This window comes from Bradyrhizobium ganzhouense (assembly GCF_049949285.1).
GTDB lineage: Bacteria > Pseudomonadota > Alphaproteobacteria > Rhizobiales > Xanthobacteraceae > Bradyrhizobium > Bradyrhizobium ganzhouense.
Genome location: NZ_CP181318.1, coordinates 5,572,349 through 5,597,455, shown reverse-complemented (window position 1 = coordinate 5,597,455; position 25,107 = coordinate 5,572,349). Strand labels below are relative to the sequence as shown.

General features: G+C 64.3%; 12 protein-coding genes. 10 read left to right on the top strand and 2 right to left on the bottom strand.

Annotation, left to right across the window (positions count from 1 at the left end):
* Positions 1-95 precede the first annotated feature (95 nt).
* Both ACLFLU_RS25675 and ACLFLU_RS25670 read left to right on the top strand, forming a co-directional pair.
* Positions 96-440, top strand: coding sequence for a hypothetical protein (locus ACLFLU_RS25675; protein ID WP_426407601.1), 345 nt, complete (start codon positions 96-98; stop codon positions 438-440).
* A complete protein-coding gene (locus ACLFLU_RS25670) occupies positions 440-1,330 on the top strand; it encodes a lytic transglycosylase domain-containing protein (protein WP_426407600.1) in 891 nt (296 codons plus the stop codon). Before ACLFLU_RS25675 ends, ACLFLU_RS25670 begins: the two co-directional genes overlap by 1 nt.
* Before the next feature lie 62 nt (positions 1,331-1,392).
* Here ACLFLU_RS25670 and ACLFLU_RS25665 read toward each other — a convergent pair whose 3' ends face one another.
* Together ACLFLU_RS25665 and ACLFLU_RS25660 are read right to left on the bottom strand one after the other, a co-directional pair.
* Positions 1,393-1,590 carry a FecR/PupR family sigma factor regulator gene (locus ACLFLU_RS25665; RefSeq protein ID WP_426414077.1) on the bottom strand — a complete coding sequence of 66 codons (198 nt, stop codon included), beginning with the start codon at positions 1,588-1,590 and terminating at the stop codon, positions 1,393-1,395.
* Between the two features lie 16 nt (positions 1,591-1,606).
* Positions 1,607-2,266 carry an RNA polymerase sigma factor gene (locus ACLFLU_RS25660; RefSeq protein ID WP_426407599.1) on the bottom strand — a complete coding sequence of 220 codons (660 nt, stop codon included), beginning with the start codon at positions 2,264-2,266 and terminating at the stop codon, positions 1,607-1,609.
* Positions 2,267-2,688: 422 nt separating this feature from the next.
* Between ACLFLU_RS25660 and ACLFLU_RS25655 the strand changes: the two genes are divergently transcribed.
* The 8 genes from ACLFLU_RS25655 (at position 2,689) to ACLFLU_RS25620 (ending at position 25,075) form a co-directional block, all read left to right on the top strand.
* Positions 2,689-4,347 carry a ShlB/FhaC/HecB family hemolysin secretion/activation protein gene (locus ACLFLU_RS25655; RefSeq protein WP_426407598.1) on the top strand — a complete coding sequence of 553 codons (1,659 nt, stop codon included), beginning with the start codon at positions 2,689-2,691 and terminating at the stop codon, positions 4,345-4,347.
* On the top strand, positions 4,348-6,303 hold the full coding sequence (locus ACLFLU_RS25650; protein WP_426407597.1) for a DUF2341 domain-containing protein: 1,956 nt from the start codon (positions 4,348-4,350) through the stop codon (positions 6,301-6,303).
* Positions 6,304-6,307: 4 nt separating this feature from the next.
* On the top strand, positions 6,308-6,712 hold the full coding sequence (locus tag ACLFLU_RS25645) for an ExbD/TolR family protein (RefSeq protein ID WP_148777061.1): 405 nt from the start codon (positions 6,308-6,310) through the stop codon (positions 6,710-6,712).
* Positions 6,713-6,733: 21 nt separating this feature from the next.
* Positions 6,734-7,450, top strand: coding sequence for an energy transducer TonB family protein (locus ACLFLU_RS25640; RefSeq protein WP_426414076.1), 717 nt, complete (start codon positions 6,734-6,736; stop codon positions 7,448-7,450).
* A 78-nt stretch (positions 7,451-7,528) separates the two neighbouring features.
* Positions 7,529-9,331, top strand: a complete 1,803-nt coding sequence (locus ACLFLU_RS25635) for a putative porin (RefSeq protein ID WP_426407596.1) — start codon at positions 7,529-7,531, stop codon at positions 9,329-9,331.
* A 2-nt stretch (positions 9,332-9,333) separates the two neighbouring features.
* Entirely contained in the window at positions 9,334-9,927 is a 594-nt protein-coding gene (locus tag ACLFLU_RS25630; RefSeq protein ID WP_426407595.1) for a hypothetical protein, read from the top strand.
* Positions 9,924-10,937, top strand: coding sequence for a peptidylprolyl isomerase (locus tag ACLFLU_RS25625; RefSeq protein ID WP_426407594.1), 1,014 nt, complete (start codon positions 9,924-9,926; stop codon positions 10,935-10,937). The genes ACLFLU_RS25630 and ACLFLU_RS25625 overlap by 4 nt, the downstream gene beginning before the upstream one ends.
* Positions 10,938-11,314: 377 nt before the next feature.
* The gene (locus tag ACLFLU_RS25620) at positions 11,315-25,075 is read left to right on the top strand and encodes a filamentous haemagglutinin family protein (protein ID WP_426407593.1); all 13,761 of its coding nucleotides are present in this window, start codon (positions 11,315-11,317) and stop codon (positions 25,073-25,075) included.
* The last annotated feature ends 32 nt before the right edge of the window (positions 25,076-25,107 follow it).

Sequence of the window (25,107 nt, the reverse complement as noted above, 5' to 3'; positions counted from 1 at the left end):
GGCGTGGCGGCATGGGCGATGCGCTATCGAGAGTTGGATCTGCTCGTCGCGGATGCCTCGCGGCCTGTCTCGTCGCGGTCATGGCGGTTCCGGTGATGGCACAGGCTCCCGGCCCGCTTGGTACGCCGGCTAATCCGCCGGTCGGGCCGCGAGAGGGTACGATCATCGGTGGTGGGGCGAGTGGTGCCTCGGTTCAACGTTGCGTCGACGTGCAGATCGGAGGCGACAGTGCGTTCGGCTGTCTGAACGAGAAGCTTCGCCGCGAGGTGGACAAGGTCAATCCATCGCTCAACCTGCCTCCGATCGACGCGCGCGCGTCGGACGTGCGGGTCGGCCTTGGCAACGAGGCGTCCGTCCGCCAGCAATTGGGGCCCAACTACGGCCGCTCCATCACTCCCTATCGTCCACCGCCCATCGCCAACGTGCTGCCGCATCGCTGATGTCGAACTTCCCTTCGCAGACCGGGGCCGTCAGGCCCGCACGCTGGTTGTTATGGCCATCGATCGTGCTGTGCCTACTCGCCGTCCTGAACGGAGAGGCGAGGGCGCAGGACGATGAGGTTAGCCGTGAGGGCGAGATCAGCGGCGCGGCCACTCCGTCGACCGATGTGGAGGACATCGCGCCCGAGCCGCTGGCGCTCGAACGGTTCGCGCCGCGGCCGCTTGCGGCCACCGATTTCCCGCCGGCAAATCCGTTGCTCGCCAACACCGCGTTCCGGAGCAGCGCAGTGTTCGGCCGCGACTGGCGCGCCGGCGACTGGCGCGCTGGCCGTGCCGAGTACCGTCAGCTGATCGAGCGTGAATCGCTTTCCTTCGGCCTGCCGCCGGCGCTGGTCGATGCCGTGATGGCGGTCGAGAGCAGATACAATCCAGCCGTAGTCGGCATGGATGGCGAGGTCGGATTGATGCAAGTGATGTTGCCGACGGCGCGGATGATGGGTTTCGCCGGCACGCCGTCGGAGCTCGCCACCCCCGAGATCAATGTCCACTATGGCGTGCAGTATCTCGCCGGCGCCTGGCGCCGCGCGGGCGGCGATCTTTGCACCGCGACGATGAAATATCGCGCCGGCCACGGCGAGACCCGCTTCTCTTATTTGTCGGTCGAATATTGCACGCGCGTCCGCGCACATTTGGCAGCCAACGGCGTTGCCGTCACCGGCTCCGTTCCGCAGCCGACGTTCGGAAGGTCGTCCGGCGGCGGCGGCAGCAGCAGCGGTGGCGGCGCAACCCGCGGCCGCATCCGGACCGCCGGCAGCACGATCAACTTCGCCGAACTCAACACGCGCCTGCGCGGCCTGGCCGAGCGAAAATCGCCGTCCGATTTGCGCTGATCCGATATCTGCCGCGTTGATATGTGCTGCGACGGGGCGGCGGCCTTATCAGGCCCGCCGCATCATGCCCGCTTCTTGCTGCCTGTCGGACGCCGGCGCCGTACCGCGGGCGCGGGGCGGCTGGTCGAAAGCGCCTGGCCGATGGCGCGCCAGCATTTTACGGCATCTCGGAACGCATGCTCATGGGCGGAGCTTCTGCCGCGCCAGTCCATCAGTTGTTCGGCGTCCGCAATCGTCGCCTCACCCGATTTGAGGCGCATGATCCACGACAACGCCTCACGGATTAACGGATCTAACTGATCGACCTGATGGTTTCGTTTCGTCACGACCCAGCGCTTTCCCGCCCATGCCGGTCATGAGCGGATGGCCCCGATCGACATATCTCTGTAGGTGAGACGATGCGGCGCGCTGAAAACCGAATTTGCCGCGCACGGGTCTTTTGAGGCGCTCGGCGCAGTGCTCGACCGCCTGTTTGAGATCGGTCTCGACAGTCCGGACCGTGACGCCGAGGAGCGCGGCTATCTCGCGGTTGGGCAGGCCCTCGATGCGCGAGAGCATCAGGACGCGGCGCCGGCGCTCCGGAAGCTCGGCGATCGCGCGCTTGAGCTGCTCGACGTCAGAACGATCCTCGATCACGCGCGCAGCGTCCGGCCGATCGTCCGGAATCTCGAGCACGGCATCGACTTCGTCGGAGGTGAGGCGGCGCTTCTCGGCGCGGCGGCGGTCGGTGGCGATATTGAGGGCGATCCGAAACAAATAAGCCTTGGGGCTGCGCACGGTCCCGATCTCCCGCATGCCGGCGAGACGGAGGTAGGTCTCGTTGAGGGCCTCGGAGGCGAGGTCCGGCGAGCCGAGGCGGCGCGTCAGTCGCCGGTCGAAGTCGGCATATTCGGCGAGCAGCAGGCTGCGCAGGTTGGAGATGATGTCGATAGTCATGTTACGCCCCACTTATTAAACCCCGAATTTTGCGGGACGGTAGAGAGGGCGCACAACGATAATGTGACGAACTGTTAGTCAATAACAGATGTCTAGCGATAGTCGTGTTATGTTGCGTGGAATCACCACATCGATGATCGCGACGCGTCGAGCAGCGCGGGAATCTTTTCGCAGGCGCCGCGAGCGCGACGTCTATCGGATAAGGCCCGGCACATTGGTGCATCCCGGTTGGTTCGGGCTGTCCGAACATCACTGCGGTCGGCACAGACTGGCCGCAATGCGAGAATGATATCGAGGCTGTGGTGAATTCGCGTGGTCTGTATGAGAGGAGCGCGCGTCGCCATGCGCGTCTTCGGTTGCGCGATGTGCTGAGAGGCCGGTCGGCCACCGCATGCGCTTCGCAGCTCGTTCTCTGCGGTCTGTTGATCTGCGCCGTCTGTGCGAGGCCGGCGGCAGCGAAGCCCGAGGCCGGCGCCGCCAAGCCTGCGGCGGCGAAGTCCGCGGAGGGCGCTCCGGCGAAGAATGCTGCGGAGCCTGCCAAGCCGGCGGCTCCGGAGGCTCATTTCGACATCGACGAGTTTCGCGTCGAGGGCGCGGACAACCTGCCGCAGATCGAGGTCGAGGCGGCGGTCTATCCCTTCCTCGGTCCGAACAAGAGCGCACAGGACGTCGAGAAGGCGCGCGCCGCAGTGGAGAAGGCCTATCACGACAAGGGTCTTCAGACCGTGAGCGTGGGCGTCCCGCAGCAGGATGCCCAGCGCGGATTCATCGTGCTCAAGGTCACCGAGAGCCGGGTCGGGCGTCTGCGCGTCAAGGGCTCGCGCTACTTCGACCTCAAGAACATCAAGGACAACGCTCCCTCGCTGAAGGAGGGGACGCTGCCCAACTTCCAGGACGTGACGAAGGACATCGTCGCGCTCAATCGCTGGGCGGACCGGCGCATCACGCCGGCGCTGCGCGCGGGCGTGGCGCCCGGCACGGTCGATGTCGATCTCAACGTCGAAGATACCCTTCCGCTGCACGGCAGCGTCGAGCTCAACAACAAGCAGAGCCCAAGCACGACGCCGCTGCGGACCAGCGTCTCGATGCACTATGACGACCTCTGGCAACTCGGTCATTCCATGACCTGGACCTACCAGTTCGCGCCGATGAATCCGAAGGACGCGATGGTCGTCTCCGGTTCGTATCTGGCGCGCACGGAGATCGATTGGCTCAGCATTCTCGTCTACGGCCTGGTCTCGGACAGTTCGGTCGCAACCGTCGGCGGCGCCAACGTGGTGGGCCCCGGCCAGGTGATCGGCGGACGCGCGGTACTGACGCTGCCGTCAAAGGGCGACCTGTTCCAGACATTGTCGCTCGGCGTCGACTACAAGGATTTCAAGCAGTCGCTGAAGCTGGGCACCGACGCCTTCGACTCGCCGGTGACCTATGTTCCGCTGGTTGCCAGCTATGGTGCGACCTGGCAGGGTGAGGGGCATCTCACGCAGCTCAACGCCACCGTCACCACCGGCCTGCGCGGTGTCGGCTCCAGCCGCGACGAGTTCGACGCCAAGCGTTTCGATGCCACGGCGAGCTTCATCACGCTGCATGCCGACATCTCGCACACCCAGGATTTCGCCGGCGGCTTCCAGCTCTACGCAAAACTCCAGGGCCAGGCGGCCGATCAGCCGCTGGTGTCGAGCGAGCAGCTCAGCCTCGGCGGACAGGACACGGTGCGCGGCTATCTCGAATCCGAGGTGCTCGGCGATTACGGCGTCGCCGGGACGCTGGAGCTGCGCACGCCCAACCTTGCGCAGTACATGCAGCAGAAGCTGCCCAATCCGCTCGGCGAGTCCATCAAGTACAACGCGTTCGACGAATGGCGCTTCTTTGCGTTCGTCGACGGCGGCAACGCCAGGATCTTTGAGCCGTTGCCGGATCAGCAGTCGCACTTCGACCTCGCCAGCTATGGCGTCGGCATGCGGATGAAATCGCTTCGCTATCTCAACAGCATCATTTTCGTCGGCATGCCGCTGACCAGCCAGCAGGTCACCGTCGCCAACCATCCACGGTTCAGCTTTCGGGTCTGGGGAGAATTCTAGATGTCGCTCCTTCGCTTTGGATCACGCCGCCGATACGGCCTGAGCGCGCCGCTGATGCTGCTTCTCGTTCTCGCAGCCGTGCTGTGGCCGAAGCCTGCGTCCGCGTGGTGGAACGACCAGTGGACGCTGCGCAAGAAGATCACGATCGACACTGGCCAGTCGGGCGCCGGCATCAGCGACGCCATCGGCACGGCGCCGATCCTGGTGCGGCTGCATGTCGGCAATTTCCGCTTCGGCGCGGCCAAGGAGGACGGCGGCGATCTCCGCTTCGTCGCTGCGGATGACAAGACGCCGCTAAAGCATCACGTCGAGAAATACGACTCATTGCTCGGCGAGGCGCTGGTGTGGGTGAGCGTTCCCGACCTGAAGCCCGGCACCAAGAACGACATCTGGCTCTACTACGGAAATCAGAAGGCGCCGGCTGCGGTCGATGCCAAGGGGACCTACGATCCCGACACGTTGCTGGTCTATCACTTCAACGACCGCGGAACGCCGGCGCAGGACATCACGGCCTGGGCCAACTCGGCGCAGAACGCAGTGCCGGCGGCCGACGGCGCCATCATCGGGCAGGGCGCGCGCCTCGACGGACAGACCGCGATCGCGCTTCCCGGCTCGCCATCGCTCGTGCTCGCCGAAGGCGGCGAGCTGACCTGGTCGCTCTGGGTCAAGATGACCGCGCCTCAGCCGGGGGCTGTGCTGTTCGCGCGCACCGAAGGTGCGAACGGTCTCACCGTCGGGCTGGACAATGGTGTCGCGTTCGTCGAAGTCGCGAACGGCGGTAATACGCAGCGCAGCGCCGGCGGGGCGGCCATCGCAGCCGGCGGCTGGCATCAGATCGCATTCACGGCCAAGGGCGGCCAGATCGCGCTCTATGTCGATGGCAGCCAGGCCGCGACACTGGCCGCAAGCCTGCCGACCATGACAGGCGTGGCGCAGCTCGGCGCTGCTGCGGCAGCTCCGGCAGCGAGCGCTCCGGCGGCCGACGCGGCGGCGGCTCCGGCCGCAGGAGACGCAGCCCAGACGCCGGCGGCAGCGGTCGCACCGGTAGGCTCGGCTGTAGGATTTGCCGGCGACGTCGACGAATTTCAGATCGCGAAGGTCGCGCGTCCGGCCGGCTTCATCAAGCTGGGTGCAATCGGGCAGGGGCCTGATCAAGCCAAGCTGATCTCGTTCAGCGTCGACGAGGAGACCTCGGGCTGGTTCAGCGGTGGCTATTTCGGCGTGATCCTGCGCTCGGTGACGCTCGATGGCTGGGTCGTCATCGGCCTGCTCGCGATCATGGCGTTCATCAGCTGGTACGTCATGGTCGATCGCATCTCGTATCTGAACCGGGTTTCACGCGGCAACGAGCTTTTCCTTGGGCATTTCCGCCAGACCTCGACCGATATCGGCGGGCTGCTCCAGCTCGACAGCGAGGAGAACGATCCAAGCTTCGGCGGCGAGATGGGCAAGAAGCAGCGCAAGGCCGTGCACGCCGCGCCGCTCTATCGTCTGTTCGCCGCAGGTGCGCAGGAAATCCGGCGGCGCTTCGCGGGTGGCGGCTATCGCCGGCTGTCGCCGCAGGCGATCCAGTCTATCCGCGCCGTGCTCGACAGCGGCTTCGTGCGGGAGAACCAGCGCCTCAACCGGCTGATGGTGATGCTCACCATCGCGATCTCCGGCGGCCCGTTCCTCGGCCTGTTGGGCACGGTCGTCGGCGTCATGATCACCTTTGCGGCGATCGCGGCCTCCGGTGACGTCAACGTCAACGCGATCGCACCGGGCATCGCGGCGGCGCTGGTCGCCACCGTCGCCGGCCTCGGCGTCGCGATCCCGTCGCTGTTTGCCTACAACTACCTGACGATCCGCATCAAGGACGTCTCCAGCGAGATGCAGGTCTTCGTCGACGAGTTCATCACGCGGATCGCGGAATCCTACGAGCTTCCGGAAGAGCCGGTGAAGCAGGCGGCGGAGTGAACCCATGCAAGTCCAATCTGACAGCAAGCCGTACGACGACATCAACATCACCCCGATGCTCGATCTTGCCTATGTGCTCCTGGTGATCTTCATCATCATGACCACGGCGACGGTGCAGGGCATGAAGGTGAACCTGCCGAAAGCGAGCGCAGCGCCGAGCCTCGCGCAGCAGACCACCAAGGCGATCACGGTCGCCAATGACGGCAAGCTGTTCCTCGACACCATTCCGGTGACGTTGCCCGAGCTCGAGCAGCGCCTGGTGCAGCAGCGCGCGCTGACGCCGGAGTTTCCGATCGTCGTGCGCGGCGACGCCCAGACCCAGTATCAGAACGTCGTCGACGTGCTCGACATGCTCGGCCGCCTCAACTTCACCCAGGTCGGCATGGCCACCAAGCCGGTGGCGCGGTGAGCCGAGTTGCATGTGACGCCGATGGATCAGCGCGACACCAGCGAGGAGAACGAAGGACCGGCCTGGCGGCGCTATCTGCTGCTGGGCGGTGGCGGTCTGTTGGTGGCCGCACTCATGGTCGGCGGCATTATGGTTCTCTTGAGCGGTGACAAGAATCCGCCGCGCAAGGTGAATGAACTCCAGGTGACGATGATCGTGCCGCCGCCGCCACCTCCGCCTCCACCGCCGCCGCCGGAGCAACAGCCCGAGCAGAAGATGGTCGAGCAGACGCCGGTCAAGCAGGAGATGATTGAGGAGAAGCCGGTCGACATCCCTAAGGACGCGCCGCCGGATGCGCCCGATACGCCGATGGACAGTCCGCCGTCAATCGAAGCCAACACCGCTGGTCCTGGAACGCTGAAGGGTGGCAAGGGCGGGCTGATCGGTGGCGGAGGCGGCGGTGGTGGCGGCGGCAGCAGCAAATGGGGTTGGTACGCCAGCATCGTGCAGGCGCAGATCGAGGCGGCGCTGCGTGCCAACGACAAGACGCGTCACGCCGTGATGCGGGTCAGGGTCCGGTTATGGCCGGATCCGACCGGCCGGATTACCCGCGTGCAGCTGGTGTCCTCGACCGGCAACAACGAGCTGGACGCGGTGATCCGCGACCAGGTCCTCAGCGGCATGACGTTGCGTGAGCCGCCGCCGAGGGAAATGCCGATGCCGATCGTGATGCAGGTCACGGCGCGCAGTCCGGGGTGAGAAGACGGCGGCGCGAGCCGTCGGTGTGAACGAGTAAGAGAGACTGGAAGAGGGGTTGATGCCATGTGGCGTGCAGAGATGACAAAGCGACAGCTTGCGGGAACCGCAGCTATCCTGCTTGCACTTTCCGTTCCTGCCTCGGCCCAGGACGATACGCAGCCGGGCAAGCGCCCGACGGTGTCGCGCGACGCGCCGCCGTCGTCGAACGCGACCGTCAACCTGATCAACCTCCTGGTGAAACAGGGCACGCTCAGTGAGGACCAGGCGGCGGCGTTGATCAAGCAGGCGGACGACGAGGCCTATGTTGCCCGCCAGGCCTCGCGCGATGCGACGACGAAAGCGGAAGGTGCCGAAAAGGCGGCGGCGACCGCAACGGACGCGGTCTCGCCGCCCGGCACCAAGCGCGTCACCTATGTCCCCGAGATCGTCAAGAAGCAACTGCGCGACGAAATTCGCGCTGAGGTCATGGCGAAGGCAGAGAAGGAGAACTGGGCATCGCCCGGCAAATATCCGGAATGGGCGCAGCGGATCCGGTTCTATGGCGACATCCGGGCGCGTTATGAGGGCGATCATTTCCCTGCCGGAAACGGGCCGCTTCAGAACTACAACGCCATCAACACGGGGTCTCCGTTCCAGGAGGATTTTTTTGCAGTTCCGAACTTCTACCTTCCGCCGAGCTATAACGTCACGCAGGATCGCAATCGGTTTCGTTTCCGAGCCAGGCTCGGTGCCGACGTCGATCTGTTCGATGGCTTTACCGCGGGTTTGAGAATCGCAACGGGCGACAGCAGCTCGCCGGTTTCGACCAATCAGACGTTCGGCGGCAATGGGGGCGATTTCTCCAAATACGCGCTCTGGCTCGATCGCGCGTTCATCAAGTACCAGCCGGTGCAGGATGTCTCAGCCTCGGTTGGCCGGTTCGACAATCCGTTTTGGTCGCCCACTGATCTGGTGTGGTACAAGGACCTCGGCTTCGACGGCTTTGCCGTACAGGCAAAGCAAGAGGTGAACGAGGGTTTCACTCCGTTCTTCGTCGGCGGCGCGTTTCCCACGTTCAATACGGATTTGAACGCCGGCCTTAACATCGCGGAGCTGGATCTCAACAAGAACGTCGTGCCGGTCAAGCTACCAAGTCGCGACAAGTGGTTATTGGGCGCCCAGACGGGATTCGCCGCGAGGTTCGATGCCGAAACGAATCTGACGATGGCGGTCGCCTACTACGACTTCACGAACATCAGGGGGCGCCTGTCGAGCACATGTCTTGTCTACCTGGCGAGCGATACCTGCAATACGGATTTGCTTCGTCCGACCTTTGCCCAAAAGGGCAATACCTATATGAGGCTGCGCAATATTCCGGATGTGGCGACCCCGCAGCAGACGGTTGACTTCCAGTATTACGGCCTTGCCAGCGACTTCCGTCCGGTTGTCGCCAGCGCCCAGCTCGCCTTTACCCAATTCAATCCTATTCAGATCACTCTCGACGCGGAGTACATCTGGAACACGGCGTTCGATCGCGCGGCCGTGGCTGCCGTTGCGGTGAACAATTTTGCCGGCACTCCGAGCGGGGTGGCTGGGCCCTACGGTGGTGGTAACCAGGGCTGGCTCACGCGTCTCACCGTCGGTAACAAGGAGATCAAGCATCTCTGGGACTGGAACGCGCATGTCGGCTACAAATATCTCGAGTCCGACGCGATGGTGGACGCGTTCGTCGACTCTGATTTCGGTCTCGGCGGCACCAACCTCAAGGGCTATTTCATCGGCGGCAATGTCGGCCTCGGCGAGAACGTCTGGGCCTCTGTCCGCTGGATGAGCGCGAACGGCATCACGGGCCTGCCCTATGCGGTCGATATCGTGCAACTCGATCTCAATGCGAGGTTCTGATCATGCGGCTGTTGCGTGTCTCTTCCGTCGTCGCATTGGCATTGACGGTCTCCTCGATCGCGCACGCGGACCAGGAGGGCGACCGATTGCGCGAGGCGTTGCGATCCGCCACCGCGCAGGCGAGGGCGGCGGAGGATCAGCGTGCTGCACTGCAGGCCAAGCTTACGGCGGCTGAGCAGGAACGTGAGCGGCTGCGCAAGCAGAACGAGGCGTATCGGGCCCAGGTCAAGGAGGCGGAGCAGGCCTATCGTCAGGCCGTGAAGGATTTCAACGAACGCCTCACCGAGCGCGACGATTCACTCGAGAAATGGAAGGTCGCCTACGGTGAGGCTGCGGGTGTTGCGCGCGCCAAGGATGCCGAACGCGCCAAGTTCGAGGCCGAGGCGACTGCATTCAAGGCGAGCACCAAGGCTTGCGAAGCCAAGAATGTTCAGCTCGCGAAGACGGCCAACGAGGTCGTGACCAAATACGAGGCGATGGACCCGTTCGAGAAGGTTCTCGACCACGATCCGGTGTTTGGATTGAAGCGGGTCGAGCACCAGAACGCGGCCCAGGACTACCGCGACAAGATCCTTGATCAGAAGGCCAAGCCATGACCCACCACACACTCAAGACCGTCACGCTCGCCGGCACGCTGCTGGCTGCCGTCTCGTCCGCGGCCTTGGCCCAGATCCGCACTCCGCCGCAGCCGGCGCGTCCTGTACCCGCGGCTGCCGCTCCGGCACGTCCGCCAGCTACCGAGGATGCAACTGCCGTGAAAGGCGGCGAGGTGATCGCCCGGGTCGGCGACAGCGATGTGACCGCGGAGGAGGTGCGCGCGACGATCCAGCTGCTCGATCCGCGCCAGCAGGCCGCAATGGCACGTGATCCGGCGCTGCTCAGCCAGACCGTGCGGGCGATCCTCGCCAATCGCCTCGTGCTCAGGGAGGCGTCGGCCAAGAAATGGGAGCAGCAGGCCGCCGTCGTCGCCCAGCTTGCGCGCGCGCGGGAAAGCCTGATCGTCGAAACCTATCTGCAATCCGTGACCGCGCCGCCCGACAGCTTTCCGAGCGAGGCCGAGATCAAGGGTGTCTACGACGCAAACGCCGGCGCTCTGTTGGTTCCGCGCCGCTTTCGTCTCGCCCAGATCGTGGTCTCGGTGGCAAAGGACGCGGACAAGGCCACCGAAGACACGGCGCGCAAGAAGCTCGATGACGTCGTCAGGAAGCTCAAGCAGTCGGGCGCGGATTTTGGCGCGATCGCCCGCAGCTCGTCCGAGGATACGGCGTCGGCCGAGAAGGAAGGCGAGATCGGCTGGGTGACCGAGCCGGATCTTCGGACCGAGATCCGTGGCCAGGTCACCGGATTGCCGAAAGCGGGAGTCACCGATCCGATCCGGCTCGAGGATGGCTGGCACGTCCTGAAGCTGCTGGACACGGAGGCGGCGCACACGCGGCCGCTTGCGGAGGTCAAGGACGCCCTGGTTCAGCGCATGAGAGCCGAGCGCGTCGAGGCCAATCGTCGCGCCTATGTCGCGGAACTGCTCAAGCAATCGCCGCCGGTCGTGAACGAGATTGCGCTCTCCAAGCTGCTCGAGGCGAAGCCGGACGCAACACCGTCGCGCTAGAGCTTTTTCGAGCGAAGTGGGTACCGGTTCGCGTAAAGAAAACGCGTCAAAACAAGAATCTAGAGCCCCGTTCCGATTCCATCGGAGCGGAAAGGGCTCTAGGCAGGAATTTGTCCGGATAATCCGGCCGGGTTGCGCGAGGGCGCAGCCCGGCCGCGCTTTTGTTCCGTGGAGTATCGGCGGGAACCGGAATATCCAGCGCGGATCATAGGTTACGCTCATCAATATCGTTAATAGTTAGTTAAATATCACATAGGTGTAACACTCTATGTGATACCCGGGAGGCGCGTTGCGTGCTCTCAGCGGCGGCCGCGAAGCGGCTGGTGCGGTCTGTCAGCCGCCCCAAGCAACGATCCGTTCCCGCTGGAGTGTGCCGCGTGAATACCGTTCTGAAGCCAACTGCCTTTTCGCCCCGCTGGCGCAGCCTGCGTGCGGCGCTGCTGACCTCCACGGCCCTGCTGCCCTCGCTGATCAGCCATCAGGCTCAGGCTCGCAGCCTCACCCCCAGCAATTCGTCGGTGGCGCCTGCGACCGCGGCCCAGATCGCCGCGGGAATGGCGGCACAGCAGGGCGCTGCGGCGGGCGTTCAGGCACAAGTGTCTCTTTCGCGCGCCGCAGCCGCGCTTTCGGCGGCGCGTCAGGCCCAGCAGGATGCTGCAGCGGCGGCGGCGCAAGCCGCCAAGTCGGTCGTCGACGGGGTCGCCGGTGGCGGCTTGATGCCGATCGGGGGCGTGAGCGACGTCACCGCCAAGAATGCCTGCGGCGATTCCTGCTCGTCGCTTCAGCTCAACACGCCGACCTCGTGGAAAAACGCCAATACGACGTTCACCCAGACCGTCAGAGACGGGCAACACACCGTCGACATCACCCAGACCTCTCAGAACGCCGTCCTGAACTGGCAGACATTCAATATCGGCAGCAAGACGTCGGTGAAGTTCGAGCAACAGTCGGCGGACTGGACCGTGCTCAACCGCGTGACCGACCCGACCGGCTCCCCGACGCAGATCCTCGGGCAGATGAGCGCACAGGGTGGCGTCTACGTCATCAATCGGAACGGCATCATTTTCGGCGCCGGCGCGCAGGTTAACGTTCATGCGCTGGTCGCCTCGAGCCTCGACGTCGGTGCGCTGGGTTTGACCCAGGATCAGCGGGATAGCTTCTTTCTTCAGTCGGGAATCAACAATCCCCTCAATGCATTCTCGGTTGCGCCCACGCTAAAACCATCGGACCCAGGATATGCGGCCGAAAACAACAGCTGGGGTGACGTGACGGTCAACGCCGGCGCCAAGATCACGACCACGGTTGTCGGTCTGGATTCGGGCGGTTTCATTCGCCTGTTCGGCAAGAATGTCTCCAATTCCGGTAACCTCGTGTCCTCCGCGGGCGAAGTGGACCTGGTGGCGGCGCGCACCATCGGCATAGTTGCGGGTGGTTATTGGAAACTGCCGTCGCTGGTTGCACCCAGTAGCGTGACCGCGCGCCTCAACGACTTCCGGATCACTCATTTTGCCAGCGCCTATCTGTCGGACAGCGGTTCCACGGACGACGGTGCTGCACTCAGCAGCAAATATACCGCGGGGTCGGGTCTCGTCACCAATAATGGTCTGATCGAAACGCCGCGCGGCGTCACCCAGATGAACGGAGACCGGATTACGATCGGCAAGTCCGGCGTGATTTCGGCAGACACGAGCATCAGCCGCAACGCCATGGTGCTTCTGCGTGCTGCAACCAGCGTCGATCTCGAGGGTACGATCAGCTCGCTTCCCGCGGACAATGATCCGATAGCGTCGGGACTGCCGCAAGGTGGCAGCGCGGGCAGCACGGTGCAGAGCTTCACGCCGGCCTATGTCGAACTGTCCGCCCAGGGATCGGTCACAGTCGGTTCGAGCGGCCTGATATCAGCGCCGTCCGCCACCGTGACGCTGCGAGCCATTGATCTGGGTCCCTCGGTGAACGGTGCGTCTCTCTATACGAACCCAACCCAGAACTCGCTGTTTCTCTTCGACGGGGCCCCTTTGGGTCTGAGTCTCAGTGTCACTGGCCCCCAGCAGGTGCTGCTCCAGCCCGGCGCAACCATCGATGTTGCGGGCCTTCAGAACGTCGAGCTCCCGGCCAGCTACAATTTCATTCCCTTCGTACCGCGCGGACTAGAATTCGCGGACATGCCGTTGCAGCGAAACGGCGTGTTGTTTGGCCAGACGCTCTACATCGACATCCGCGCGTCCGGCACCCGAAGCGACGGCACGAGCTGGGTGGGCACGCCGGTCGCGGATGCCGGCCCCACGGTTCTCACCTACAAACGCAGCCTTCAGCAATTGATGACGACTGGCGGGTCCGTCAACCTTCAAACAGATCTCAGCGCGACGGACAGTACGACGCTGAATCGCAGCGTCATCACGCAGGCAGGTTCGGTGATCAACGTCACCGGCGGCAATGTCACATTCCAGCCGGGCACGGTTTCGAGCACCAAGCTGCTGGGCGCAGACGGCCGCCTGTACAGCATGGCGAATGCCGATCCCAACCAGGTTTATCTCGGCATCGCGGGCCAGTTCACCGTCAACCATGCGCATTGGAACCTGACCGAGACCTGGTCGACCGGGACTCAAATGCAGGTGCCTGGCTACACCGAGGGGCACGACGCCGGCGGCGTCACGATCACCACCATCACGCCGCAACTCCAGGGACAGATGTATTTCGGCTCGGTCGAGGGCGAGCGCCAGATTGCGCTTGGTCTGAAACCGTCGGTGACCGGCGGCGTGACCAACACCCAGGCAAAAGGCGACGAGCTGCCGTCGCAGGGCTATTTTTCGCTGACCACGCCGGGTAGCGTGGTGATCGGCACGAGTGCCGATCTTGCGACTGGCCAATTGGCAACGACAGGCCAGATCGCGCCCATTCCCGGCTCGCCGAATCCGTCGCAGCTCGCGACGGCCATCAAAGGCGACGACTTCACGCCGGCTAGCAACTATCAAACTGTGCTTTCGGCAGCCATGCTGTCGAGTTATGGGCTGAGCCTGCTCAGCGTCAATTCCGGTGATCTCCTCGTCAGCCACGATTCCGCCAACGGCAGTCTCGCGGATTCGTCGAGCTTGCCCGACCTCACTTTGGCGGCCGGCGGCAAGTTTTCTGCGACTGCGGGATCTGCGATTAGCATCAAGGGCAGCATACGCGCCGCGGGCGGCCAGATCAGTCTCGTGACGGACTCCTTTGCTGCGGCCGGCGGCAGCGGCAGCAGCTGGTTCGCTCCCGCTATAACAGCCTCCGGCAAGTCGGACATCTTCGTCTCCGGCACCCTGGATGTCAGCGGCCGCTGGGTCAACGACACCGGCCTTGGCGCATTGGGCGCAGCAGGGCCGGCCTATATCGATGGCGGCTCCATTTCGATCGCGACGAACCGGGGCAGCAGAAGCGATACTGACGTGACCGGCAGCATCTTGCTCGCGCAGGGATCGCTGCTCGACGCATCGAGCGGCGGCTACATCTCGCCGACCGGCGTCGCAAAGACAGTTGCGACGGGTATAATGGCCGGGCGTGGGGGCAACATTTCGTTGCTGCTATATCAGGGGTTCAAAGATTGGACGGCCCAGGGCGGATCGGGCGGACCCGTCATCCCCTTCAAGGGAAGTGTTGCCCAGCTTCAGCTTGACGGGGCTCTGCGGGCCTATGGCTTCCAGAGCAATGGGACGTTGACGCTCGGCGCTGCCAAGACGATCACGATCGACAGCACCACACATGCCGATGCGACCTCCGGTATCGTGACCTCCACCCTTGGCGGTGGGCTGACGGCCGCGACGCTCGCGGCGTCCCGACTGACGGATGGTGGATTCAGCTCCTACGTTTTCGAATCCACGCCGGATAATTGGTCCGGCGCGAGCCCGACTATCGCCGTTGCTGCCGGAGTGAACCTCACGCTGCAACAAAAGAATCTGGCGAGCCTTGCCAACTACAGCGGGCTCGGCACCGGCAACAAAGTTGCCGGCACGGCAGACCTGGTGAGTCTGCCCGACGATCAACGCAAGGCGGTCGATCTCACCTTCAAGTCGAACAACATTCTCGTCGACACCGGCGCTGCAATCGTGACCGATCCGCAGGCGAAGGTGAGCTTCGGCGGCATTCCGGACTATTCGAAATCAGATCCCAGCCGCGAGGCAGCGGCCCAGACCGTTCTGATCCGCGGCAGCGTGATCGATCACGCCGGCACCGTCACAGTCAACGCACAGAAGACCTGGTTGGGTTCGCAGGCCAGGATCGACGTGTCGGGAACGTATGTTGCGAATTCCTACTACGGCGCTCCGAAGGGGGCCAAGACCAGCGGCACGGTGCTCGGCGGCGGCTCCTTCATCGTGGAAGCGGCGAATCCTGGTCCGGTCACCGCCCAGGCAGGTACCTATGTCAATGGCCTCGTGCCATCAGGCAGCTCTGTGGTCGCCGAAACCGGCGCGCTGGTCGACGTGTCCGGCTACGCCACCACGATTCAGTCCCTGGACTTCACTGGCAAGTCGGTCTCGTCGCAGTCCTGGAGCGATGCGGGAAGCGTGCAGATCGACGCGGCTGGCTTTGTCTGGGGCGGCACGTTCAAGGCGCTTGGTGGCCGCTTAGCCGACGGAACGCAGGTGCTGGGCGCCGACGGGAAAACTCCCGTCGCCAATGGCGGCACCATCATCCTCGGCGGCGGTGCGATGCTGCTTCAGCAGGACTCGGCCAACGTCACCGCGGCACTCTCCAACGTTGTTTCGGGCGGAGCGGCGACGCTCGCCAACATCGCAACCAATTCGGGCTCGCTCGCTGGCCAACTCAGGCCGGCCGGCGACGCGACATCCACGCTGTTCGCCGCCGTCGACAAGCTGGACGCGTTCGAGAACGTCTACCTCTACAGCGGCACCGCGCAGAACGGCGCGGCGCGCATTTTCACGGGACTTTCGGGAAACACCTATGGCATCGCCGCGCCGTCGCTCGGCGCGCTGAAGATCGCGGGCTCGGTGAAGTGGACCTCCGGCGACGGCCTGTCCCGGCTCTACGTCGCAGCCAGCACGATCGCCTCGACCACGCCGGGCAGCACCGTCACGCTCGCGGCACCCTATATGTCATTCACCGGCGGCGGCGGCGGCGCCAGCACGTCGAGCAGTTCGATCAATCTGGGCTTCGAGCGAGGCAAGGCGGGTGGTCCAGACCACATCATCGCGCAGACGATCGACATTGAAGGCGCTGATTTTAGCGGCTTCAACGACATCGAATTCAAGAGCCTCGGCGACATCCGCCTGAGCACGCCCAAGGTTGCGAACGGCCTGGCGTCAGGGGACGCGCCCAGATTCACCGGCAAGCTTCAGGCCGCCGGCGCCAATCTGTTGCTCGATGCGCAGCGGATCTATCCCGTCTCGGCTGTCGACTTCACCATCCAGACCACCGGAAGCGTCACATTCCAGGCGACTGCCGGCGGACGCAGCGATATTCCTCTCTCGGCCGGCGGTTCGTTGTCGGTCTTTGCGACGACGATCGACCAGGGCGGAAACCTGTTCGCGCCGCTCGGCAAGATCGCGCTTGGCGATGACGGGACGTTGAGCGGCATCAAGACCAGTTCGGTCACGCTCGAGCCGAGCAGTCTCACCTCGGTCACGCTCGCAGGCACGGTCGTGCCCTATGGGGAAACGGTCGACGGCGTCAATTGGTACTACAACGCGAGCCTTCATCCGTTGCAGGCAGCGTCAAGCACCGGTGAGCCGGTGCTGCCGTCGAAGGGCCTTGTGCTCAACGGAAACAACGTTTCGGTCAAGCAAGGCTCGACCATCGATACCCGCGGTGGCGGCGATCTCCAGGCCATGGAATGGACTTCGGGCAAGGGCGGATCGCGCGACACGCTGGCGACGACACCCTCGGGCCAGACTGTCTATGCTCTTGTGCCGACCTACAACGATCCGGTCGCGGCCTACGACATCCACCTCGCGACTTCGCGCAGCCTCGATGGCGGCCAGACCGTCAAGGCGGGTGATGCTTATCCGCTGGCGGGACAGCAGATCTATCTCGACGGCAGCACTGGCGTTCCTGCCGGCACCTACACGCTCTATCCCGGCCACTACGCGACCTTGCCCGGCACCCTGCGCGTCGTCGACTACGGCAGCAATCTCGGACGCAATCTCCCGTCGGGTACGACTCTGCCGGACGGCACTGTGCTGGTCTCCGGCCACTACACGCAATCGGCGCGGCCGGGCGCCTATTCGTCGGGCAGCGAGCTGTTCGCGATTCAGAGCAGCAGCGTCTGGCGTCAATACAGCGAATACAGCTTCAGCACCGCCAACGGCTATTTCACCGACAAGGCGAACCATGACGGCGTCGCGATCCCGCGGCTTCCGGTCGATGCCGGCCGCATTGCTGTCGTTGCGCAGCAAACGCTCCTTCTCGGTGCGACCGAGCTGAGCGCGCCTGCCGCAGGAGGACGCGGCGGCGAGCTCGATATTTCCAGCGGCAAGCTGGCCGTGCTGAGCTCCAGCGTGAACCAGCAGCCGTATACGGCTGCCGGCTATGTCGTGGTGGCGAGCGATCAGCTGGCGAGCTTCGAAAGCGTCCTGATCGGCGGACTGCGCAGCGACACGTCAAAGGGCACGCAGATCACCGGGACCGCGTCCGAAGTCGCGGTCAATACGCCGGATGGCCTGTCGGCGCCTGAGCTCATGTTCGTCACCCAGCCGGGAACAACGCAGCAGACCGTCTCATCGTCGTTCCAGGTCAACGTCAGCGGCAATTGGCTCAACGGCACGAGCCAGTTCTCCGCCAATGCGCCGACGGGCACCGGCACCATCTCGATTGCCACTGGTAGCGTGATCACGACCAGCGGGGTTGTTCATACCGGCGCGGGACGCAACTTCTATATCGCCTCGAATCCGAGCAGCACCACCGCGCAGCAGGTGGCGACCGCTCTCGGAGGAACGCTGGATTCCACCGGCACCGTGATTACCGGCGCCGATATCAACAAGCTGCCCGTCAGCGTTCCGGGTGTATACAGCAACGGCAGCCCGTCGTCCGCAGCCGTGTTGTCCAGCTATTCCACTTCGGGCCTTGGCGCCCTGTTTGTCGCGTCTCAGGATTCCACGGTTTCCGTCGCAGGGCCCTCGGGATCACCGCTGACGATCCAGTTCACGACGCTGGCGAGCAGCAACAACCCGGTGCGCAGCGCTGACGGCAGCAGCAACCCGGCCGCGATCGCCTTGCCGGGCGGCAATGTCGGTCATATCGAGATCGAGGCGGGCGCGCATATCACGACCAACACCCTGTTCATGCAGGCGAGCGCGACCACTAACAACATCATCCTCAACAAGCCGGTCGCGGGAAATCCCAACGTGCCGGCCGCGACCATCACCGCCAATCAGGGCAAGATCGTTGGCCGTACCATCGGGATCGGCGCGAGCTCGAGCGACAGCGTGACCCTGAGCCAGACCAATCTGGCCCAGCTCGGCGGCGTGAAGAATCTCACGCTCGCCGCCATCAGCGGCGACGTCACGTTCCATGGTTCGGATCTGATCCAGGCGGCGATGCAGTCGCTGACACTCGACGCGCGCGCGGTGACCGGGATCGGCGGCAACACAAGGATCGAGATCGGCGGCACCGTGAACCTGCTCAACAGCAGCGGCGCGACCGGTACGTCGGCGCAGGCCGGCCTGACCGGGACCCTCGGCATCGCTGCGACCGACATCGTGTTCGGTGGCGGGACGCAGACGATCGCGGGATTCTCGCAAGTGAACTTTGCTGCCAGCGACAAGGTGCTGTTCAGCGGGCAGGGCGGGCTGACGCTCGGGACCGGCAGCGACGTGGTCGGCCTCCAGATGGTCACGCCGCTGGTGTCGGTCGGCGGCAACACCTCGAAGGGCGGCGGATCGTTCGTCCTCGCGACCTCCGGCGTCGTCAACATCGGCGATGTCGCCAATGCCTCCGCCAGAACCGGTGCGCCCGCCGACAGTGGCGACACCGGCGGCAGCCTGACGATCCGCGGCGGCAGCGTCAGCGTCGGCGGATTTGTCGACGCCCAGAACAATCAGCATACGGGCAACGTCATCCAGGCGCAGGCCGGCTCGATCACGCTGGAAGCGACGACCGGAGACGTGACGCTCGACAACAATGCCTATGTGTCGGCGCGCGGCTACGCCAAGACCCTGGTCGACACCGTGACGTATCTCCCGAGCGGCAAGGTCGTACTGAAGGCCGATGCGGGCAACGTGCTGACGCGCGATGCCAGCGTCATCGACGTGGCGCAGCCGGACGGCGGCATGGGCTATGGCGGCCAGATCCAGATTCTGGCGACGACCGGCCGCGCGAGCGTGTTCGGGACCATCTACGGCAAGGGCGGCAACGGCCTTGGCGGCAGCTTCCTGATCGACACCAACAGTCTCCAGGTCGACTCGAGTCAGCCGTTCACAAAGCAGGTGATGCTCGATACGCTGGCGGACAGGCTGCTGGCGGGCGGCTTCACCGGTGCGATGGACATCCACACCCGCACCGGCAATTTGATCCTGTCGCAGGGCCACACGCTCAAGGCCAACTCGATCACGCTCACGGCGGACGACCCGACCTGGACCAGCGCCGATCTGTCGGCGGCGTTCGGCCGGATCATCATTGCCGGCACGCTCGATGCCAGCGGCTATGCGGGCAAGACCGCCGACGGCACCGGACAGGCCGGCGGACAGGTCAGGCTCTACGGCGCCAATGAGGTCACGCTCGACACCACCGGCCGCATCGATGCATCCACCGCGCACAGTGACGAACGCGGCGGCGACGTGACGATCGGCATCAGCTGGAACGCCAACACGAACGGAGGCATCTATCTGAACGCCGGCTCGGTCATCGACGTCCACGGCGGCACGAAGGGCGGCCTGAGCGGCGGCACCGTGTTGCTGCGCGCGCCGAACGACGGCAACAACGATGTCAACATCGCGCCGATCTCGGGCAAGATCATCGGCGCCCGCGACGTGACGCTCGAGTCCTTCGTCAGCTTCAGCACCAACGGCCAGGGCGGCATCGATGCGTCCGGGCTTGGCTGGAACGGCATCCTCGATCCGGGCGGGCAGGTGACGACGACCAGCTTCAGGGTCAATTCGGTCTACGTGCCGCCCGGCACCGGCGGCTCCTATACCGGCGTCCCGGACGTCATCTTCTCCTCGCCGGCGACCGCGACGACCGGGCTCAAGAGTATCACCATCGCTCCGACGAGCAGCCTGTATCATCTCGATCCGAACACCTCGGGCACTTTCGTCATCGAAGCTCCCGCGGGCGGTACGGCCGCGACCGGCACCGTGACGACGGATGCGAATGGCGTTCCCACCCTGTCGATCGCCAATCCCGGCAGTGGCTTTGCGGGCGCACCCGCGACCGTACGCTTTTACAAGGATGGGGTGCTGCTGGCCTCGTACCAGACGACCAGCAGCGATTTCGCCAGCACCCAGTTCACGTCGGGGGGGCAGGCGATGGGTACCGCGGTGATGGGGCTGAAGAGCATCACCATCGCCTCGACGAGCAGCTGGTATCATCTCGACCGGAACGTTTCAGGCACCGTCGTGATCGACGCACCCGGCGGCACCCCTGCGACAGGTACGGTAACGACCGACGCGAACGGCGTTCCCACCTTCACCATCACCAATGCGGGCAGCGGCTTCACCGGCGCTCCCGCCACCATCAGCTTCTACCGCGACGGCAAGCTCGTGGTGACCGGCCACATGTCGGCAGCCGATTTCGCCAGCAGCCTGATGACCGTGGTCGGCATCAACATGGTCAATGCCGGCACGGGCTACACCGGCACAGCGACCGCCGGCTTCTCCGGCGGCGGCGGATCGACACAGGCTTCGGCGGCGAATGCCGATATGGGCGCGTCCACGGCCACCGGCTCCGGCGCCTTCGCCAACGTCACGCTTCAGCAATACACGCAGGGAACATTCACCTACGCGACCGCCACCGACTTCAAGAGCTACGGTTTTGGCGCGGCCGTCGACCGCCTGGTCAAGCCGCTGGCCGATCAGCTCGGCACGTCGGTGGTGCATCTGCGGCCCGGCGTCGATCTGGTCAACCCGTCGACCGCAATCAACGGCGGCAACATCACGATCGCCAGCAACTGGAATCTCGCGGCCGGCGCGGCCCTGAATCTGCAGACGGGCCAGCGCAGCTCAGGGCAGACGTTCCAGTATTTCGATCCCAAGACCAGCTATGTCGACTTCGCCTACCGCTACCTCGCCAACTACGGAACCGCAGCCTCGCCCTACTACGCGGCAGAGGCCGGCGCGCTGACGCTCCGTGCGGCCAACAACATCAACGTCAACGCCTCGATCTCCGACGGCTTCTTCCAGTTCGCAAATTATCGGGACAGCAGCTATCAGAGCGATCTCACGGCGTATCTTGGCGGTACTTCTAGATCGATCGACTCGAACGCCTATCAACTGAACGGATACAAGACCCTTCCGTTCGCGCCATACAACCCGACCGCAAATGGGGTTAGCCCGAACTCGCTCGATCTCGCGGGGGCGGACCTGTTTCCGCATTCGCTGAATGTCTGCGTCAGCCACTGCGGCCCCGATACTGCACCCGATGTTGCCACGACGATCACCAACCCGGGTTCGTGGACCTATCGGCTGACCGCCGGCGCCGACATGGCGAGCGCCAATCCGAACGCGATGCAATCGCTCGACAGCGTCAACGGCAGGAATGCCGGCGACGTGGTGTTGAACGGACATGTCACCAGCACGTTCAACGTCCAGAGCGCCAACTACACGGTCAATCTTGCGACCATGGTGCGCACGGGCACCGGCGGCATCGCAATTGCGGCTGCGCGTGACATCTCGCTCGCGGATACCGTGGCGCCGGGCACGATCTATGCTGCGGGCGTGAACACGGCTCCCTATGCCAATCCTTATGACGCGTCTGGCAATGTGGTGAATCCGGATGGGTTCCTCGAGCCGCAGGTACTCGGATACACGCCTCCAAATCTGTTCGGCTCCTTGAGCGTCGCCGTTGTCTACGGTCCGCCTACGGCCGCAGCCTTCCCGACCCAGGGTGGTGACGTCATGGTGACCGCGCAGCGCGACATCAAGGGGCACAGAGACGTCACCACAACCCAGAACGTCTTCGGCAGGACCAGTGTAACGTTGTGGAATGCGTACTATACGCCATGGTTGCTCGCGGACGCGGGGATTGCAGCGTCCAGCACCGGCAGCACTCTCGGGTCGGGCGTGTTCGCGCCCTCCGGTAAAGACATTGCCTCGCAATCGGCCTGGTGGATCCAGTATGGAAGCTTTCGCGATGGCATCCTCAGCGCCGGCGGCAATGCGGCTGTGACTGCTGGGCGTGACCTCATCGATGTGTCGGTATCGTTGCCCACGACGGGACGGGTGACTGGCGGTCTCGCATCCTTGAGCACCGGCACCGTTAGTGTCCCACAAACGCACCTTTACGATAGCGGCAACATGCAAGTGCGGGCGGGCCGCAATCTCCTCGGCGGTTCGTACTATGAGGGCTCGGGCCATGCCAGCATCCTGGTGAATGGTGTGGTCGACCAGAATGGCACGATCACCACCAAGCTGCTCAACAATGGCGTTCTCGTCACCCTACCTAACTACACGCTGCTAGCGGTGGACACCGGCCAGATCAGCATGGTCTCGGGTGGATCGATGGCCATTGGCGGCGTGGTCAATCCTGCGGAATTGCACCAGCAGGTCGGCATCCAAGCCAATCCTGATCCTGCGCACGCCAGCGCGTTCATTTTGATGAACACATACGGTCCGGATAGCGGGGTCAACCTGACTGCCATCACCGGCAACTTGAACATTGCGATGCCACAAACGGTTGCCACGACGAATTGGACTACGGGTGTTACATATCCCGCAAGCCTTACGGCCGTAGCGGCAAGCGGAGATATCACCACGAAGGGGCTTGCAACGAATATCCCCCAGCTCACTCCTGCAATGCCCGGCATCATTCTAACCGGGTCGGAGCGGGGCACATTCAATTTGCAAGCAGAGGGTAGCGTCGACCTGACAGGCGGCTTTGTAATGTCCGGGACAAATACAGTGGCGCCTGCGATCTCGGCGGGACCGTCGCTGCTTAATGCCGCGTTCGATCCCTACCAGCCCAACAACGGCATGACGGGGGCCTTTTCGTCATCAGTTCTCGCGCACCAAGATGATCACGACACGAATCCGGCACGAATTTATGCGGTCACCGGCGATATATCGGCGGTTGCCACCACGACGAGCAACGTCACCCGGACGGCAGGCAAGATTGTCTCGGCGACGCCGACTTCGTATGCGAGGGTGGAGCTGAATCGGCCGGCGCAGATCTACGCTGGCCGTGACATCCTCAACCTCAATCTCATCTCCCAGAACGTCGCTGCCGACGATGTCACCACGATCCGGGCTGGGCGTGACATCCTCTACAACTATGCCGGAGCGACCGCCAACTTCAACGGCCAGGTCGTAACGCTCGGCGGGCCCGGCCTGCAGATCGCCGGTCCCGGCTTCCTTGTCGTAGATGCCGGGCGCGACCTTGGTCCGTTCCTCCCGGTGACGCGCGACAGCAGCACCTTCACGCAAGGGCAGGAAGGCATCGCTTCGGTCGGCAACGCCAGTCTCTGGCCGGTCGGCAACCGCTATGTCAGCCAGGGCTCGTCCGGCCTCTACGACGCACAACTGCTCGGCGCATTCAACGCGACGACCAAGAAGCGCAACGAGAAACTGCCCGGCACCGGGGCCGACGTCATCACCATGTTCGGCGTCGCCAATGGTATCAACTATGACGGCTATTGGGCCAAGGATCCCAACACCGGTGCACTCGTCCATCATCTGGGCGTGGTCGACACCTACATCAATCCCGTCAGCGCGGCGCGCGACTACCTCGGCGAGCTGAAGGATTTCCTCGTCCGCATCGGCAAGCCGGCGACCAGCGACGCGGATGCGTTGGCCATCTTCGCGTCTCTGCCGAAGAACGGCTATTGGGCCGCCGATCCCGCGGGTGGCGCTGCCAATCGGCTCGTTTTTCATCTCTATCCTGACGGCGTGACCGGTACCCCCGTCAATACCGACGCCTCTCTGGTTGCGCACAGATATGTCAGCGAGCTAAGAGACTTCCTCGCCCGAATTGACCGGCCGGTGACCAGCGACGACGCGGCCTGGAGCATCTTCCAGTCGTTGCCACAGGACCTCCAGCACGTCTTCGCCGACCAGGTGTTCTTCGCCGAACTCAAGGCCGTCGGCCAGGCGCAGGCCGTGACGCCCGGCACCTACCAGCGTGGCTACACGGCGGTCAACACGATGTTCCCGGGGGACTTCGGCTACACCCAGAACGCGCTTGGCGGCGGCACCAACGGCGCCAATACGCTGAAGCACACCGGTGACCTCGACCTCCTGCATGCGACGATCCAGACCAGGCTCGGCGGCAACATCTCGATCTTCGGTCCGGGCGGCACGATCCGTGTCGGTTCGCTGGCGCTCGAGCCGAACAACCTGCTCAAGCCCAATGATCTTGGCATCCTCACGCTCGGGGTCGGCGATATCAACACGTTTACCGACGGCAGCGTGCTGGTCAATTCGAGCCGCGTCATGACCCAGCAGGGCGGCGACATCCTGATGTGGAGCTCGAACGGCGATCTCGACGCCGGCCGCGGCGCCAAAACCACGCTGTCGTTCCCGCCGTTGCAGGTCGTGTTCGACTCCAACGACTATCAGAGCGTCGATCTCGGCGGCCTCGTCAGCGGCGCCGGCATCGCCGTCATCCAGAGTTCCAAGGTGGCGAAAAAGTCCAGCGCCTACCTGCTCGCGCCGCGCGGCACCGTCGACGCGGGCGATGCGGGTATCCGCGTGTCGGGCAATCTGGTGATCGCGGCCGTGCAGGTGGTCAATGCTGGCAACATCCAGGTCGGCGGCACTGCGACCGGTGTGCCGACCATCACGGCGCCGAACATCGGCGCGCTCAGCGCGGCCTCGAACACGGCCGGTGCCGCCGCCAAATCGGCGGAGCCGCCGACGGCGTCGGGCAACAATGATCGTGCGTCGGTCTTCATCGTCGAGGTGGTCGGCTACGGCGGCGGCGACAACGGCGGCCAGGACTCCAACTCCTCGTCCGGCAACGGACAGGGAACCAAGTCCGACGACCAGGAGCGCAAGCAGCCGTAAGGCGGGCTTGCGCGACACAACAGGGGCCGGGG

What these genes read in the sequence shown, in the direction of transcription:
- ACLFLU_RS25675 (WP_426407601.1), top strand. Translation starts at nt 96, where the DNA reads ATGGCACAGGCTCCCGGCCCGCTTGGTACGCCGGCTAATCCGCCGGTC.
- ACLFLU_RS25670 (WP_426407600.1), top strand. Translation starts at nt 440, where the DNA reads ATGTCGAACTTCCCTTCGCAGACCGGGGCCGTCAGGCCCGCACGCTGG.
- ACLFLU_RS25665 (WP_426414077.1), bottom strand. Translation starts at nt 1,590, where the DNA reads ATGCGCCTCAAATCGGGTGAGGCGACGATTGCGGACGCCGAACAACTG.
- ACLFLU_RS25660 (WP_426407599.1), bottom strand. Translation starts at nt 2,266, where the DNA reads ATGACTATCGACATCATCTCCAACCTGCGCAGCCTGCTGCTCGCCGAA.
- ACLFLU_RS25650 (WP_426407597.1), top strand. Translation starts at nt 4,348, where the DNA reads ATGTCGCTCCTTCGCTTTGGATCACGCCGCCGATACGGCCTGAGCGCG.
- ACLFLU_RS25645 (WP_148777061.1), top strand. Translation starts at nt 6,308, where the DNA reads ATGCAAGTCCAATCTGACAGCAAGCCGTACGACGACATCAACATCACC.
- ACLFLU_RS25640 (WP_426414076.1), top strand. Translation starts at nt 6,734, where the DNA reads ATGGATCAGCGCGACACCAGCGAGGAGAACGAAGGACCGGCCTGGCGG.
- ACLFLU_RS25635 (WP_426407596.1), top strand. Translation starts at nt 7,529, where the DNA reads ATGACAAAGCGACAGCTTGCGGGAACCGCAGCTATCCTGCTTGCACTT.
- ACLFLU_RS25630 (WP_426407595.1), top strand. Translation starts at nt 9,334, where the DNA reads ATGCGGCTGTTGCGTGTCTCTTCCGTCGTCGCATTGGCATTGACGGTC.
- ACLFLU_RS25625 (WP_426407594.1), top strand. Translation starts at nt 9,924, where the DNA reads ATGACCCACCACACACTCAAGACCGTCACGCTCGCCGGCACGCTGCTG.